At 72.9% G+C, this 14,509-nt stretch carries 8 protein-coding genes; 2 read left to right on the top strand and 6 right to left on the bottom strand.

The annotated features are described in order from the left end of the window. Positions 1 to 52 precede the first annotated feature (52 nt). From ACWGE1_RS22380 to ACWGE1_RS22355, 6 genes are all read right to left on the bottom strand, one after another. Positions 53 to 1,894 carry a GMC oxidoreductase gene (locus tag ACWGE1_RS22380; RefSeq protein WP_453422248.1) on the bottom strand — a complete coding sequence of 614 codons (1,842 nt, stop codon included), beginning with the start codon at positions 1,892 to 1,894 and terminating at the stop codon, positions 53 to 55. A 9-nt stretch (positions 1,895 to 1,903) separates the two neighbouring features. Next, positions 1,904 to 3,535 carry a succinic semialdehyde dehydrogenase gene (locus tag ACWGE1_RS22375; RefSeq protein ID WP_453422247.1) on the bottom strand — a complete coding sequence of 544 codons (1,632 nt, stop codon included), beginning with the start codon at positions 3,533 to 3,535 and terminating at the stop codon, positions 1,904 to 1,906. 93 nt (positions 3,536 to 3,628) lie between these two features. Next, on the bottom strand, positions 3,629 to 5,260 hold the full coding sequence (locus ACWGE1_RS22370; protein ID WP_453422246.1) for a serine/threonine-protein kinase: 1,632 nt from the start codon (positions 5,258 to 5,260) through the stop codon (positions 3,629 to 3,631). Between the two features lie 125 nt (positions 5,261 to 5,385). Beyond that, positions 5,386 to 7,956, bottom strand: a complete 2,571-nt coding sequence (locus tag ACWGE1_RS22365) for a protein kinase (protein ID WP_453422245.1) — start codon at positions 7,954 to 7,956, stop codon at positions 5,386 to 5,388. A 78-nt stretch (positions 7,957 to 8,034) separates the two neighbouring features. After that, complete coding sequence (locus ACWGE1_RS22360) at positions 8,035 to 10,542, bottom strand: protein kinase domain-containing protein (RefSeq protein WP_453422244.1); 2,508 nt, start codon at positions 10,540 to 10,542, stop codon at positions 8,035 to 8,037. Between the two features lie 161 nt (positions 10,543 to 10,703). After that, on the bottom strand, positions 10,704 to 12,410 hold the full coding sequence (locus tag ACWGE1_RS22355) for a glycerol-3-phosphate dehydrogenase/oxidase (protein WP_453422243.1): 1,707 nt from the start codon (positions 12,408 to 12,410) through the stop codon (positions 10,704 to 10,706). A gap of 230 nt (positions 12,411 to 12,640) precedes the next feature. Between ACWGE1_RS22355 and ACWGE1_RS22350 the strand changes: the two genes are divergently transcribed. Further along, a complete protein-coding gene (locus ACWGE1_RS22350) occupies positions 12,641 to 13,870 on the top strand; it encodes a nucleotide sugar dehydrogenase (protein WP_453422242.1) in 1,230 nt (409 codons plus the stop codon). 118 nt (positions 13,871 to 13,988) lie between these two features. Further along, a complete protein-coding gene (locus tag ACWGE1_RS22345) occupies positions 13,989 to 14,462 on the top strand; it encodes a hypothetical protein (protein ID WP_453422241.1) in 474 nt (157 codons plus the stop codon). The last annotated feature ends 47 nt before the right edge of the window (positions 14,463 to 14,509 follow it).

The following is a 14,509-nucleotide window of genomic DNA, read 5'->3' as shown; positions in this document are numbered from 1 at the left end:
TCGGAGGGGGAGCGCGGTACCCACTGCTGTCAGAGAACCGGTTCCGGATCTCTCAGGACTGGCGCGGCGGAATCTCCGGAACCGCCAGGAACGGCAGCCTCAGCGCGCCGAATGCCTCCTTCGGTACCGCCGGACGGACCGGTTCCACCGCGTCCAGGCGGACGTAGTCCGTCCCCTGCTCGGGCCGCGGGTCACGCTCGCCCTTGTTCGGCCAGTACGACATCGCCCGTTCCGCCTGTGCGGTGATCGTCAGCGACGGATTGACCCCGAGGTTCGCGGAGACGGCCGAACCGTCCACCACCGAGATGCCCGGGTGCCCGTAGAGCCGGTGGTACGGATCCACCACGCCCTCCTCCGGGGAGGCTCCGATCGGGCAGCCCCCCAGGAAGTGCGCGGTCAGCGGCGTCCCCATCAGCTCGCCGATGTTGCTGCCCGGGAAGCCGTTGATCTCCTCGGCCAGCAGGGTCGCGGCCTGCGTGGCCTCCGCGATCTGCACCGGGTTCGGGGCGCCGTGGCCCTGGCGGGCGGTGAGCAGGCCCTTCCCGATCCCGCCCGGCTTGCGGTACGTGGTCAGCGAGTTGTCCAGCGACTGCATGACCAGGCCGATGATGGTCCGCTCCGACCAGCGCCGGTTGGACAGCGAACGCGCCAGCTGCACCGGGTGCCGCACGGTCCGGCCGAGCCAGGCACGGACCCGGTGCCTGCTGTGCGGAACCTGCAGGACGGTCATGAACCCCATGGCGTTCGAACCCTTGCCGTAGCGGACGGGCTCGATGTGGGTGTCGGCGTTGGGGTGCACGGAGGAGGTGATCGCCACGCCCCGGGTGAAGTCGGCCCGCTGCGCCCTGCCGGGGCCGTCACCGTGCCGCTTGCGGTAGCGGCGGTCGTCGGTCTGGGCGCCGACCAGGCCCTCGGAGTTGGTCCGGGTCAGCTCCCCGAGCCGCTGCGAGAGGCGCGGGAGCTCGCCGCGGTCCTTCATCGTGTGCAGCAGGGTCTGGGTGCCGTAGGTGCCCGCCGCGACGACGACGTACCGGGCGCGCAGCACCTTCGCCCGGCCCCGCCGGCGGCCGTCGGTGGGGACGGTGCGGACGCGGTGGCCGCCCTCGGGGTGGTCGGAGAGCGCGGTGACGGTGGTCATCGGGTGGATGACGGCTCCGGCGCGCTCGGCGAGGTGCAGGTAGTTCTCGTTCAGGGTGTTCTTCGCGCCGTGCCGGCAGCCGGTCATGCACTCGCCGCATTCGGTGCAGGCCCTGCGGGCGGGGCCGGCGCCGCCGAAGTACGGGTCGGGGACCTCCTCGCCGGGCCGGACCCGGCGGGCTCCCCCTGCGTCGTCGCCGTCGCCGAAGAAGACGCCGACCGGGGCCATGTGGAAGGAGTCCCCGACGCCCATCTTCTCGGCGGCCGCCTTGAGGTGGACGTCGGAGGGGGTCATGGTCGGGTTGAGGCGCACCCCGAGCATCCGCTTGGCCTGCTCGTAGTAGGGGGCGAGTTCCTCGCGCCAGTCGGTGATGGAGGCCCACTGCCGGTCCTCGAAGAACGCGGCGGGCGGCACGTACAGGGTGTTGGCGTAGTTGAGCGAGCCGCCGCCCACGCCGGCGCCCGCGAGCACCATCACGTTGCCGAGCAGGTGGATCCGCTGGATCCCGTACAGCCCGAGGGCCGGGGCCCACAGGTAGTTGCGCAGGTCCCAGCTGTTCTTCGGCAGGCTCTCGCGGGTGAACCGGCGCCCTGCCTCCAGGACACCGACCCGGTAGCCCTTCTCGGTGAGGCGGAGGGCCGAGACCGATCCGCCGAAGCCCGATCCGATGACGATGACGTCGTAGTCGTACGCGGCGTCGGATGTGGCGTCGGATGTGGCATCGGGTGTGGCGTCGGATGCGTCGTCGTGCGACACGGATACCCCTTAGCGCAGTCGGAGAGCCTTCATGACCTTGAGGCTGCGGGTCATGAACGCCGCGTACTTCTCGTCGTCCATGCCCAGCGAGGGCGCCATCGGGAGCAGCCGCTGGTGGGCGACGGTCTGCGCCTCGGTGTACTTGAGGATGCCCTCGGAGCCGTGGCGGCGGCCGAGGCCGGAGTCCTTCATGCCGCCCATGGGCGCCTGGGCGCTTCCGTAGGCGGGGGCGTAGCCCTCGTTGATGTTGACGGTGCCGGTGCGCAGGCGCGCGGCGACGGCGTGACCGCGGCGGGAGTCCTTGGTCCAGACGCTGGAGTTCAGGCCGTAGGCGGTGGCGTTGGCCTCGGCGATCGCCCGGTCCTCGTCGGTGAAGCGGTAGATCGAGACCACGGGGCCGAAGGTCTCCTCGCCGCACACCGCCATGGGAGCCTCGACGCCGTCGAGGATGGTGGGCTCGTAGAAGAGCGGGCCGATGTCGGGGCGGGCGGTGCCGCCGGCGACGAGGGTGGCGCCCTTGGCCACGGCTTCGTCCACGTGCCGCTGTACGGTCTCCAGCTGGCGCTCGCCGACCAGCGAGCCCATGTCCGCGCCGTACGCGAGGGAGGCGCCGAGCCGCATGGCCTTCGTGCGGGCGGCGAACCGCTCGACGAAGGCGTCCGCGACGGATTCGTGGACGTAGAGCCGCTCGATGGAGATGCACAGCTGGCCGGCCGAGGAGAAGCAGGCGCGGACGGCGCCCGCGGCGGCCTTCTCGATGTCGGCGTCGTGCAGCACGAGCATGGCGTTCTTGCCGCCGAGTTCGAGGGACACCCCGACCAGGCGGTCGGCCGCGCCCCGGGCGACCTCGCGGCCGGTGCGGGTGGAGCCGGTGAAGGAGACGTAGTCCGCGTGCCGGACCACCTCGGGGCCGACGACGGGGCCCTCGCCGAGGACTATCTGGAAGACCTCGGCGGGCAGCCCGGCCTCGATGAGCAGGTCGCGGGCCCACAGGGCGGTCAGGGCGGTCTCGGTGTCGGGCTTCATGACGAGCGCGTTGCCGGAGACGAAGGCGGGCAGGGCGTCGCCGACCGAGAGTTCGAGGGGGTAGTTCCAGGGGGCGATCTGGCCGACGACCCCGCGCGGCTGGCGCAGCTCGGTGACCTTGGTGAGGGTGGGCATGGCACCCGTGTGGCCCTTGGGCCGCAAGTACCAGGGGGCCCTGCGGCCGTAGTGGCGGGCCGAGACGGCGACCGCCTGGACCTCCTCGTGGGCGTGCAGACGGGCCTTGCCGGTCTCCAGCTGGATCAGGTCGAGGATCTCGGCCTGCCGGGCGAGTACCAGGTCGTGGAAGCGCAGCAGGACCGCGGCCCGCTTGCGTACGGGGACGGCAGCCCAGGCGGGCTGGGCGGCGCGGGCCCGGTCGAAGGCCTCGGCCACGTCCTCGGGGGTGGCCTCGGGAAGCTCCGCCAGCCGGTCCCCGGTGAAGGGGGTGTGGTTGGCGGTGCGACCGGATCCGATCACTCCGCGGGTCAGCCGGGCAACCAGGTCGGGGGTCACCACGTCGGCGGCCGTACGGGCACCGGCCGGGGCCGGGGCGACCGGATTGGTGGGCTGCGGTGCGGTCCGGAGGGGGGCGGCGGGGGCCTGCGAGTCCGTCATGCCGGTGAGCGTATTGCGCCCGACAGCCTTTGGGTACCCGCCGGTAACCGGATTTTGTCATTTCCGCCAGCGATCGCTGGCAGGATGCCGGGATCAGGACTTCTTGGCGGGCGGCTCCCAGCCGCTGAGCACGACGTCGAACTGCTGCTCCGTCGTGGCCCAGCTCGCGACCGGGCTCGACATGTAGATGGCGTACTCCGTGCCGTCCGGAGCCACGTACATCTGCTCCTTGGCCCTGCGCGGACCGGGGTGGTTCTGCTTCTCCGTCCAGGTGAAGTCCCAGAGCGCGGCCCGGGTGCTGTCCCGGAAGGTGTTCTGGTTCAGCCGCACCTTCTTGTAGTCGGTCCGCTTCGCCACCTGCTTCTCCAGGTCGGTCAGGTGCACGAGCGGGGTCTCGTAGTCCGGGGTGGAGTCGGCGGCGATCCGGATGAAGTGCTTCCCGTCGTCCGGGGTGTAGTCGATCTGGTCGCCGTTCGCCTTGCGCGTCCAGCCCTCCGGGACGAACAGGGTGAAACCGGCGATGGGGTCGGTGACCTTGTTGTAGCCGGCCGGCACGGCGACGCCCTCCGGCTCCCCGGACTTCGCGTCGGGGGCGCTGACGTTCTTGTCCTCGCCGCCGCCCTCCGGGTCACTGGTGTACTTGAGGACCCCGAAGACACTGCCGCCGCCGAGCAGCGCCGCCACGAGGGCGATGCCCACGGCCCGCTTGAGCCAGCCGCTCGCCGGGGCCGCGGAAGCGGGTACCGGCGAGGCCGCGGTCTCGGTGGGCTCCGGCAGCGAGGCCGTCTGCGCGAGCTCCGCCGGCGCGGGCGGCTCGGCGGGCGGCTCCTGCGCCGGGGCGAGCTCCTCCGAGGTCACCGCGCGCGTGGGCACGAACGCCTGCGCCCCCTTCGGCTCGCGGCCCTCCATCGCCTGCAGCAGCAGCTGTTCGACCTCCGCGGCCGAGGGCCGCTCCGCCGGGTCCTTGCGCAGCAGGGCGGTGATGATCGGCCCGAGCACCCCGGCCTGGCGCAGCGCCGGCGGCTCGTCGTTGACCACGGCCTGCAGGCTGGAGATGGGCGACGTACGGCGGAACGGCGAGCGGGCCTCCACCGCCGTGTAGAGGGTGGCGCCCAGCGACCACAGGTCCGAGGACGGGTCGGGGGACCCGCCGGTGACCCGCTCCGGAGCCAGGTAGTCGATGGAGCCGACGATCTCACCGGTGCGCGTGATGGACGAGTCGCCCTCGATCGCGGCGATCCCGAAGTCCGTGAGCAGCACCCGGCCGTCCTTGGCGAGCAGCACGTTGCCCGGCTTCACGTCCCGGTGCAGCACGCCGACCGCGTGCGCGGCGCGCAGCGCGCCCAGCACGTGCAGCCCGATCCGGGCCGCCTCGCGGGGCTCGATCCGCCCGGCCGCCTTGGCGGCGTCCGCGAGGGAGGGGCCGTCGATGTACTCCATGACGATCCACGGCCGGTCGTCGTGCTCCAGCACGTCGTGGACGGTGACGACCGCCGGATGCTGGATCCGGGCCGCCGCGCGGGCTTCCTTCTGCGTCCGGGCGTGCATGACGTCCCGGTCGGCCTGGGCGACGTACAGACCCGCTGTCAGTTCCTTGACGGCGACGGTCCTGTGGAGCAGCTCGTCATGCGCGCGCCACACCTTGCCCATGCCGCCGCGGCCGATCGGCTCGACGAGCCGGTACCGGCCCGCCAACACGTCGCCCCCACCAGTCTGCTGTTCCACGAAATCCCGCCGCTCTCTGCACTTCAGGCCAGATTACGGAGCCCGGAGGCGATGCCGGTACCGCCCGGGCGCCGAAAGACGGCACTGTGACGCAATCGCCGTACTGATCAGTCGTCAGGATCCGCTCAACCGCCCGCCCTGTAACTCGCCGTGGCCTTCTCGAAGACGTCGGTCACCTTCGACTGCTCGTCCTCCGGGCCGGTGACCAGGACGACGTGATAGCTGCCGCCCAGAGCGACGACGTAGTTGCGGGCGTAGACGTTGCGGCCGGTCCCGTCGATCCACGTGTACCGGCCCGTGGCGCGCAGTTGCTGGCCCACCTTCGTGGTCTTCACGTCACCCACGGTCGACCAGGTGGACGTCCGGTACGGGGTCAGCTCCGGCTCCTTGTCCTTCTGGTACGCCGCCGGATCCGGATTGCCCTGGACCTTGTCCCGGCCGGGGACGACGGTCAGCACGAACTGCCCGTCGGTGTACCGCACCTGACCGGATTCATTGATTCCGCGGCGCTCCCAGCCGTTGGGCACGGCGATCTCGAAGTGCTCCGGGTCCTGCTGGGTGGTGTAACCGGCCGGAGCCGGGGCGGGAGCGGCCGGTGATTCGGCGGGCGCGGTCGTCTGCGGCGCGGGCCCGGGCTCCGGCGTGCCGGACGGGACCTGGGAGGGACTCGGCTTCGCCGGCGCCTGCGCGGTACCGCCCTGGGAAGAACCCGCGGGCTCCTGGTCGGCGGCCCGGGGCATGAACAGCATCGCGTACGCCACCCCGCCGGCGAGGAGGACCAGGATGCCGACGAGCAGGCTCCGGCCGAGGGCGCGCGGTTTGCGGGAGGCCGAGGGATTGCGGTGCCGCCCGTGGACCTCACCGCGGCGGCGTACGACGGGCAGCCGCGCCGGATCCGGCTCCGGCATCGGGAGCGCCGCGAACCCGGCGTCCGGCTCGGGCGCGGACCGTACGAGCGAACGCAGCCAGCCGCGCAGCTCCTCGAAGTCGGGCCGCTCGGTGGGGTCCTGGCGCAGCAGCGACTCCACGATCGGGCGGAGCGCGCCGCATTCCTCCGCGAAGGCGGGCGGTTCCGCGCAGACCATCTCGACCAGCTCGGCGACGCTGTCCTCCGGGTACGGGGCGTGTCCCTGCACCGCGCGGTAGAGCAGCGCGCCGAGCGCCCAGAGGTCGGTGGCGGGGCCGACGGGGGGCGCGAGCTGCCAGTGCCCGTGCACGGGACCGGCCTGCTCGGGGGCCCAGCGCTCGGTGACGGCCCCGATGACGGCCATCCGGGTCTGCCGCGCGCGCTCGGCGTCCAGGCCGGTCCGCGGGCCGGACCGGCCGTTGCCGCCGGGCTGCGGCCGGTCGGGGCGGTCGGGCGCGGCCGGGTCCTGGGCCGGGGCCGGGATGTCGGCCTGCCGGTAGCCCTGGGGCAGGGCGAGCCGGGCGGGCAGGACGGGGCGCTCGGGCTGCGCCCCCGGCTCGGGCACGGGCACGGGCTCGGGGGCCGGCTCCGGGGTCCGCTCCGGCTCGGGTTCCAGGACCGGTCCGGCTGCCGGGACCGGCTCGGGCACCGGGGCCGGCTCGGACTCCGGGGCTGCTGCCGGGAGTTCCGCCCGGCGGGGGGTCGCGCCGTGCCAGGGCAGGGCTGCGGTCTCCGGGCCGCCGTACGGGTACGAGTACCCCTGCGGGAGGGTCGAGCCCTCGGGCCTGCGCTCCGGCGGCGGCGAACCGGCCTCGGCCCCCGCCCTGCGCTCCTCGATGACCCGGGCGGCGGCCGCCCGCGCGCCGGCCCGGTAGGCGGCGATGGCCCCGGCCCGGGCGGCGGCCTGGAGGTCGGGACGGTCCTGCGGATCTCCGGGCGTGATGTGGTCGGTGTACCGCGGCCCGGTGTCGTAACCGGGGGCCACGATCGGTGCGTACGCGGCCGCGGCGGGCTCCGTACGGAGGTCCACCGGGCCGGCGGCCGGAATCGGGTCCGGGTGCGGCACCGGGGCCGGAATCGGGGTCGGATTCGGGTCCGGGTGCGCAATCGGCTCCGCAGACCGTCCCGGTCCCGGTCCCGGTCCTCGCGGTCCGAGGACCGCGTTCTGGACGGGGGCGGTACCCCACCCCGCGCCGACGCCGGTGTCCTCGGCGCTCGGGACGGGGTCGTAGCCGCACAGGGCCTCCTCCGCCGCGCCGGCCGCCAGGCCGGTCAGCACGACCCGCCCGTCCTCGCACACCAACACCGTCCGGACGGTGATGTTGCGGTGCGTCCAGCCGTGCGCGTGCAGCACCCGCAGCGCGGTCAGCACGTCCGAGGCCACCTCGGCGGCCCGGTAGGGACTCAGCGGTTCATCGGCTATCAGCGCGGCCAGCGGCCTGGCCGGGACCAGTTCGCTCACTATCCACAGCGACTCGCCCTCGGCGAAGACGTCGAAGACCTGGTCCAGCCGGGGATGGTCCGGGATCGAGGCCGCGGCCTGCGCCGCGTCGATGGCACGGCGCACGGCCGGCAGATCGGCGGGCGACCGGCGCGCGGCAGCCGGGACGGCCCGGGGCCCGTCCAGCAGCTCCGCGTCCACGACCTCCGGTAATGGCACCTGCCGCACCAGGACTTCCTGCCCGCTGCGCGTGTCAAAGGCGCGGGTCTCGATCAGCTCGTACTCGTCGGACGGCGGCAACGGCAGGCGGTAGCGGCCGGCCAGGATCCGGCCCGCGTACTCCTCCACATCGCCTCCCCCGAGTGCGGCGGGCCCCCCATGGCCCCTCCGACACGATACGTCGCCAGGGCCGCCCGCGTCCCGAGGTCAGCCGAGCGGCTGGAACGTCTCGAAGGCGACGTTGCGCATCTGCGTGCACTCGGGGCCGTCCCACTGGTCGGCGGCGCAGCTGATCATGATGGCGTAGCCGTGCGTCGCGTCCAGCTTGAAGCCGCGGTTGAGCACACGGACCTTCATCCCCTTCTGCTCCCGCTCGAACTCCCAGTCCGCGACGGTCGGATAGCCGCGGTAGTCCACCACGTCGATCCGCAGCTGCCGGTATCCCTTGCTGCTGCCGGCCACGTTGGGCACCGACTTGGTCCAGGCGAGGCGCGCGTCGTCGCCCGGCTTGGCGGTGTAGTCGACCTGGATCCGCGGGAAGCCGCCGCTTTCACGGGCGTATATGCCGCCGGAGTTGTCGCCCGCTATGTCGATCTGCTTGAAGCCCTCGGGCATCGCCATCGAGAAGTGGAACCCGAACTCCTGCACCAGGGCGTATCCCGCCGGGAGCGCGCCGCCCGCGCCGCCGGAGGTGGCGCCCTGGCCCTGGCTCGCGGCCGGGCTCTGCTGGCCCTGGCCCGGCTGGCCACCCGTGCCGGTACCGGTACCGGTGCCGGTACCCGCACTGCCGTTGCCGGCCGTCTCGCCGGTGTTCCCCGAGGGCTTCGGGGATCCCTCACCGGTCCCGGCGCCCGGGTCCTTCGGGGCCGAGGCCGCCGGAGTGGGCTGACCGCCCTTGCCCTTGCCCTCGTTCTTGGCGCCCTTGTCGTCGTCGCCGAGGGCGTAGGCGATGAGCGAACCGACCACCGCCAGCACCACGACCACGGCCGCCACCGCGAGCACGATGGTGCGGCGCTGCATGACGTCCGTGAGCGGCGCCGGGACGGGGGACGGCTTGGACTTCGGCGACTCGGCGGCGGAGGCGGCCGTGGTGGCCGCCGCTGCCGTGGCCGCCTTGCGGGCAGCCTTCAGCGCGGCGCGGGCGCGTTCGCGCTGCTCGCGGTCGCGCCGCTCGCGTTCCTTCTTCGCCGCCTTCTCGGCCGCCTTCTCCGCGGCGGCCTTGTCCACGGCCTCCTTGGCGTCCGCCAGCGAAATCTGCCGGGTCTCCTCGGCCGCGGGAGCCACCACGGGGGCCGGCTCGGGCTCGGGCGCCGCGAGGACGGCACCCAGCATCGCCCGGGCCCGGCTGTCGTCGAGCCGTTGGGCCGGGTCCTTGGCGAGCAGGCCGTAGATGACGTCGGTCAGCGGGCCGGCGTTCTTCGGCGGGTCAACCGGCTCGGTCATCACCGCGGTGAGGGTGGCGAGCGCGGACCCCTTGTCGTACGGGGGCACTCCCTCGACGGAGGCGTACAGCAGACCGCCGAGCGACCACATGTCGGCGGGCGGGCCGGGCTTGTGGCCGCGGGCACGCTCGGGGGAGATGTATGAGGGGGCACCGACGAGCATGCCGGTGGAGGTGACGGAGGGGTCACCCTCGACCTGCGCGATGCCGAAGTCGGTGAGGACGACGCGGCCGTTGCCGGCGATGAGCACGTTGGACGGCTTCACGTCACGGTGCAGGATGCCCTGGCCGTGCGCGGCGCGGAGCACGTCGAGCACCGCGAGGCCGACCTCGGCCGCGCGGTGCGGGGTGAGGGGGCCGTTCTCGCGTATGAACTCGGCGAGCGAGGGGCCCTCGATGAGCTCCATGACGATCCACGGCCGGCCGTCCTCGTCGACGACGTCGTAGACGGTGACGGCGCCACCGCTGCGGATCCGGGCAATGGCCTTGGCCTCGCGGAGGGTACGGGTGATGAGGCGGCGCTTCTCGTCCTCGTCGACCCCGCTGCTGAAGCGGAGCTCCTTGACGGCGACGATCCGGCCCAGGGTCTCGTCCCGGGCACGCCAGACGGTGCCCATGCCGCCCTTGCCGAGCACGGAACCGAGCCGGTACCGCCCGGCCAGCAACCGCCCCTCGTCCTCCCCGTCCCCGGCGGCCTTCGCGGCGGCGGCCTTGACGGCGGCGGCCATGGCATCGGCCTTCTCGACGACGGGATTGACCCCGGGCTTCGCCGCAGGCCTGGCCGTCTCGGGCTCCACCGCAGGCTTGCCCGGCTTCGGCTTCGCAGCCGCCGGCTCCGCCTCGGCCGCAGACTCCCCGCCGCCGGGCGTCGCCACGGGCTTGCTCAGCTTGGGCTTCGCCGCCGCAGGCTTCGCGTCCTCAGGCTCCGCCGCAGCGTCAGACTTCACAGCGCCGGGCTTCGCCACCGGCTTGCTCAACACGGGCTTCGCGTCCTCGGGCTCCGCCTCGGGCGCAGCGTCAGCCACGGACTCCCGGCCGGGCTCCGCCGCAGGCGCGTCGGCAGACACGGACGCAGGCTTGCTCAACACGGGCTTCCCAGCCGCAGGCTTCGCAGCCTCAGGCTCCGCCGCAGGCGCATCGGCAGACGCGGCCTCAGCCGCGGACTCCCCGGCCGGCTTCGCCGCAGGCGACCCCGCGGGCCCGGCCGAAGCGCCATCGTCAAGCTTCGCCGCAGGCGCCCCGGCAGGTGACTCGGTGTGCTCCGGCTTCGACATGCGTCCCCTCTGCGATCGTGCCGCTGCTCCGCCTGCCCCAGCGGCTGAGCGACCCGGCGGCCGGGGCCCGCGATAACCCGCCCCGGCAGAACCCTCATTGTTCCTCACTCCGCAACGGACGGACGCCCCGGGTCTGCGGTTCCCCCCTCCGCATCCCGGAGTTACAACGGAACGATGTCGGGCGCCCCCAGCCGGGCCGCGTCGGCCGTCTGGTCGTCCGGCTGGCGCTGCGACTCGCGCTCCGCCTGGACCCGCTTCTCGTAGTGCTCCACTTCCTTCTCGATGTGCTGCTTGTCCCACCCCAGCACCGGCGCCATCAACTCCGCGCATTCCCGTGCCGACCGCGTCCCCCGGTCGAAGGTCTCGATCGAGATGCGCGTCCGCCGCGTCAGTACGTCGTCCAGGTGCCGGGCCCCCTCGTGCGAGGCCGCGTACACGATCTCGGCCCGCAGGTAGTCGTCCGCCCCCGTCACCGGTTCCCGCAGCCCCGGGTCGGCGGCCATCAGGTCCACCAGCTCCTCCGTCAGTGACCCGAAGCGGTTCAACAGGTGCTCCACCCGCACGACATGAAGCCCCGTCCGGGCCGCGATCCTCGCCCGCCCGTTCCACAGCGCCCGGTATCCCTCCGCCCCCACCAGCGGCACGTCCTCCGTCACGCATTCCGCGACCCGCTGGTCCAGCCCGTGCACGGCCTCGTCGACCGCGTCCTTCGCCATGACCCGGTACGTCGTGTACTTGCCCCCGGCAACGACCACCAGCCCCGGCACCGGGTGCGCCACCGTGTGCTCGCGCGACAGTTTGCTCGTCGCGTCCGACTCCCCGGCCAGCAGCGGCCGCAGGCCCGCGTAGACGCCCTGGACGTCGTCGCGCGTGAGCGGCACCGCCAGGACCGAGTTCACGTGCTCCAGCAGGTAGTCGATGTCCGCGCTCGATGCCGCCGGGTGCGCCTTGTCCAGGTCCCAGTCGGTGTCCGTGGTCCCCACGATCCAGTGCCGGCCCCACGGGATGACGAACAGCACGGACTTCTCGGTCCGCAGGATCAGCCCGGTGCTCGAATGGATCCGGTCCTTCGGTACGACCAGATGGATGCCCTTCGAGGCCCGTACGTGGAACTGGCCGCGCTCCCCGATCAGCGCCTGGGTGTCGTCCGTCCACACCCCCGTGGCATTCACGACCTGCTTCGCGCGGATCTCGTACTCGCCCCCGGCCTCCACGTCCCGCACCCGCGCGCCGACCACCCGCTCGCCCTCACGCAGGAAGCCGACGACCCTCGCCCGATTGGCGCAGTGCGCCCCGTACGCCGCGGCCGTGCGCACCAGCGTCGTGACGTAGCGCGCGTCGTCCATCTGGGCGTCGTAGTACTGCAGGGCGCCCACCAGAGCGTCCTTGCGCAGGGCCGGCGCGACCCGCAGCGCGCGCTTGCGCGACAGGTGCCGGTGCACGGGCAGGCCCCGCCCGTGGCCGCTGGAGACGGACATCGCGTCGTACAGCGCGACGCCCGAGCCCGCATACAGCCGCTCCCAGCCCTTGTGCTGCAGCGGGTACAGGAACGGCACCGGCTTCACCAGGTGCGGGGCGAGGCGCTCCAGCAGCAGGCCGCGCTCCTTCAGCGCCTCGCGCACGAGGGCGAAGTCGAGCATTTCCAGGTACCGCAGGCCTCCGTGGATCAGCTTGCTGGAGCGGCTGGAGGTGCCCGAGGCCCAGTCCCGCGCCTCAACCAGACCGGTCGACAGGCCGCGTGTCACGGCGTCGAGCGCGGTGCCCGCGCCGACCACGCCCGCGCCCACGACCAGCACGTCCAGTTCCCGCTCGGCCATCCGGCTGAGGGCTTCGGCCCGCTGCACCGGCCCCAGTGTCGCTGTCCTCACGGCTGCCTCCCGTTGGTGCGGATGAGATCCCGCTCACATGCCCCGTTCCACGATTCTGACCGCCCGCACCCACATCAGCCACCGGCTGTGGACAACACAACGGTGGCGTTCACCCCGCAATGCGACATATCTGTCATATATACGCCTAGTCTGACATTGCGCCAGCTCCCCCTGTCCCCCGGAGGGCTTGCGCGGCAGCCCCCTCATGTCAGGGAAGGGACGGCACCCCCATGCCCGCAGATCTCGCCGTCATCGGACTCGGTCATCTCGGCCTCCCGCTCGCCCAGGCGGCCGTCGCCGCCGGGATCGAGACGGTCGGCTACGACAGCGGTCCGGTCACGGACTCCACCCTCACCGCCGCCGAGATCCGCCGCATGTCGGCGGCCGGCTTCCGGGTGACCACCAACCCCGCCGAGCTCGGCCGGGTCCGCACGGCCGTCATCTGCGCCCCCACCCAGCTCGGCGCCGATCGCGCACTGGACCTCTCCGCCGTCGGCGAGGCCGGCCACGCCCTCGCCGCCCGGCTGCGCCCGCACACCACCGTGATCCTCGAATCCGCCGTCCACCCGGGCGTCACCGAGGACTACCTGCGCCCGATCCTCGAAGCGGGCTCGGGGCTCCGGGCCGGCCGGGACTTCCACCTGGCCTACTCCCCCAGCCGCCACGACCCGGGCAACCGCACGCACGGCATCTCCAACACCCCCAAGGTGATCGGCGGCCTCACCCCCGCCTGCACGGAGTCCGCGCACGCCTTCTACGCCCGCCTCACCGAGAAGGTGGTCCGCGCCCGCGGACTGCGCGAGGCCGAGACGGTCCAGCTCCTCGAAACGAACTACCGGCACGTCAACATCGCCCTCATGAACGAGATGGCGGTGCTCTGCCACGACCTCGGCGTCGACCTCTGGGACGTCATCCGCTGCGCCGAGACCAAGCCGTACGGATTCCAGGCCTTCCGCCCCGGCCCCGGGGTCGGCGGCCACGGTGTCCCCCTCGACCCGAACTACCTCCCCCACACCACGCGCACCCCCGGCCACCCCCTGCGCATGGTCGGGCTGGCGCAGGAGATCAACAACCGGATGCCCCAGTACGTCATCCAGCGCTCGGCCACCCTGCTGAACGAGCACGGAAAATCCGCCCGCGGGGCCCGCGTCCTGCTCCTCGGCGTCACCTACAAGCCCGACCTGGCCGACCAGGAGGGGTCCCCGGCCCGCGAGATCGCCAGCCGCCTGATCGACCTGGGCGCGCTGATCAGCTACCACGATCCGTACATCACGGGCTGGCGGGTGAGGGACCAGCCGGTGCCCCGCGCCGAATCGCTGTACGAGGCCGCCGCGAACGCCGACCTGACCATCCTGCTCCAGCACCACCGGACCTATGACCTGCAGGGTCTCGCCGTGAAGGCCCAGCTGCTGCTGGACACCCGAGGCGCCAGCCCGGCGGGCGCGGCACACCGCCTCTGAGGACCGGGAAATCCCCCCTGTGCATGTCCGTCACGGCTGCTAGCCTGCGACGTCACTTATCTCGCACATACGTCCCCCTGGACACATGTGCCCATGCATCCCTGGGGGGGATCTCTCCATGAGCCAGAACTTCACGCCGCCCACGCCCGACTCCTTCACCCCGGCCCCCGCCCCGGCCCCGGCCCGCACCGGCAACATCGGCCTCGGCATCGTCGCGGCCGTCGTCGGAGCCCTGGTGGCGGCCGGCGCCTACGGCGGCATCATGAACGCCATCGACCGCGAGATCGGCTACGCCGCGATCGGCGTCGGCCTCCTCGTCGGCCTCGCCGCCGGCAAGGTCGGCGGCCGCAACCCGGTCCTCCCCGTGGTCTCCGCCCTGCTCTCCGTCGGCGCGGTCTACCTCGGCCAGGTGTTCTTCATCGCGCTCACGATCGCCGACTACGGCAACGTCGGCGTGGGCGAGGTGCTCAGCGAGGTCGGCGTCGGCGGCCTGAATGACCTCTGGAAGGAGAGCGCGGACTTCATGTCCTTCGTCTTCCTCGGGATCGGCGGGTTCGCCGCCTTCGGCGCGGCCAAGAAGGTCGGCGACTGACGTCCCGTACGCCCCGACGCCGGAGGGCCGGCACCCCGGGTGGGGTG

The sequence above is a fragment of the Streptomyces sp. NPDC054932 genome (assembly GCF_053610205.1).
Note: the sequence above shows the minus strand (reverse complement) of the source record. Positions and strands in the feature narration are given on the sequence as shown.

Bases quoted from the DNA above. Each gene is read 5' to 3' on its own strand.
- ACWGE1_RS22375 (WP_453422247.1), bottom strand. From the start codon at position 3,535: ATGACGGACTCGCAGGCCCCCGCCGCCCCCCTCCGGACCGCACCGCAG.
- ACWGE1_RS22360 (WP_453422244.1), bottom strand. From the start codon at position 10,542: ATGTCGAAGCCGGAGCACACCGAGTCACCTGCCGGGGCGCCTGCGGCG.
- ACWGE1_RS22350 (WP_453422242.1), top strand. From the start codon at position 12,641: ATGCCCGCAGATCTCGCCGTCATCGGACTCGGTCATCTCGGCCTCCCG.
- ACWGE1_RS22345 (WP_453422241.1), top strand. From the start codon at position 13,989: ATGAGCCAGAACTTCACGCCGCCCACGCCCGACTCCTTCACCCCGGCC.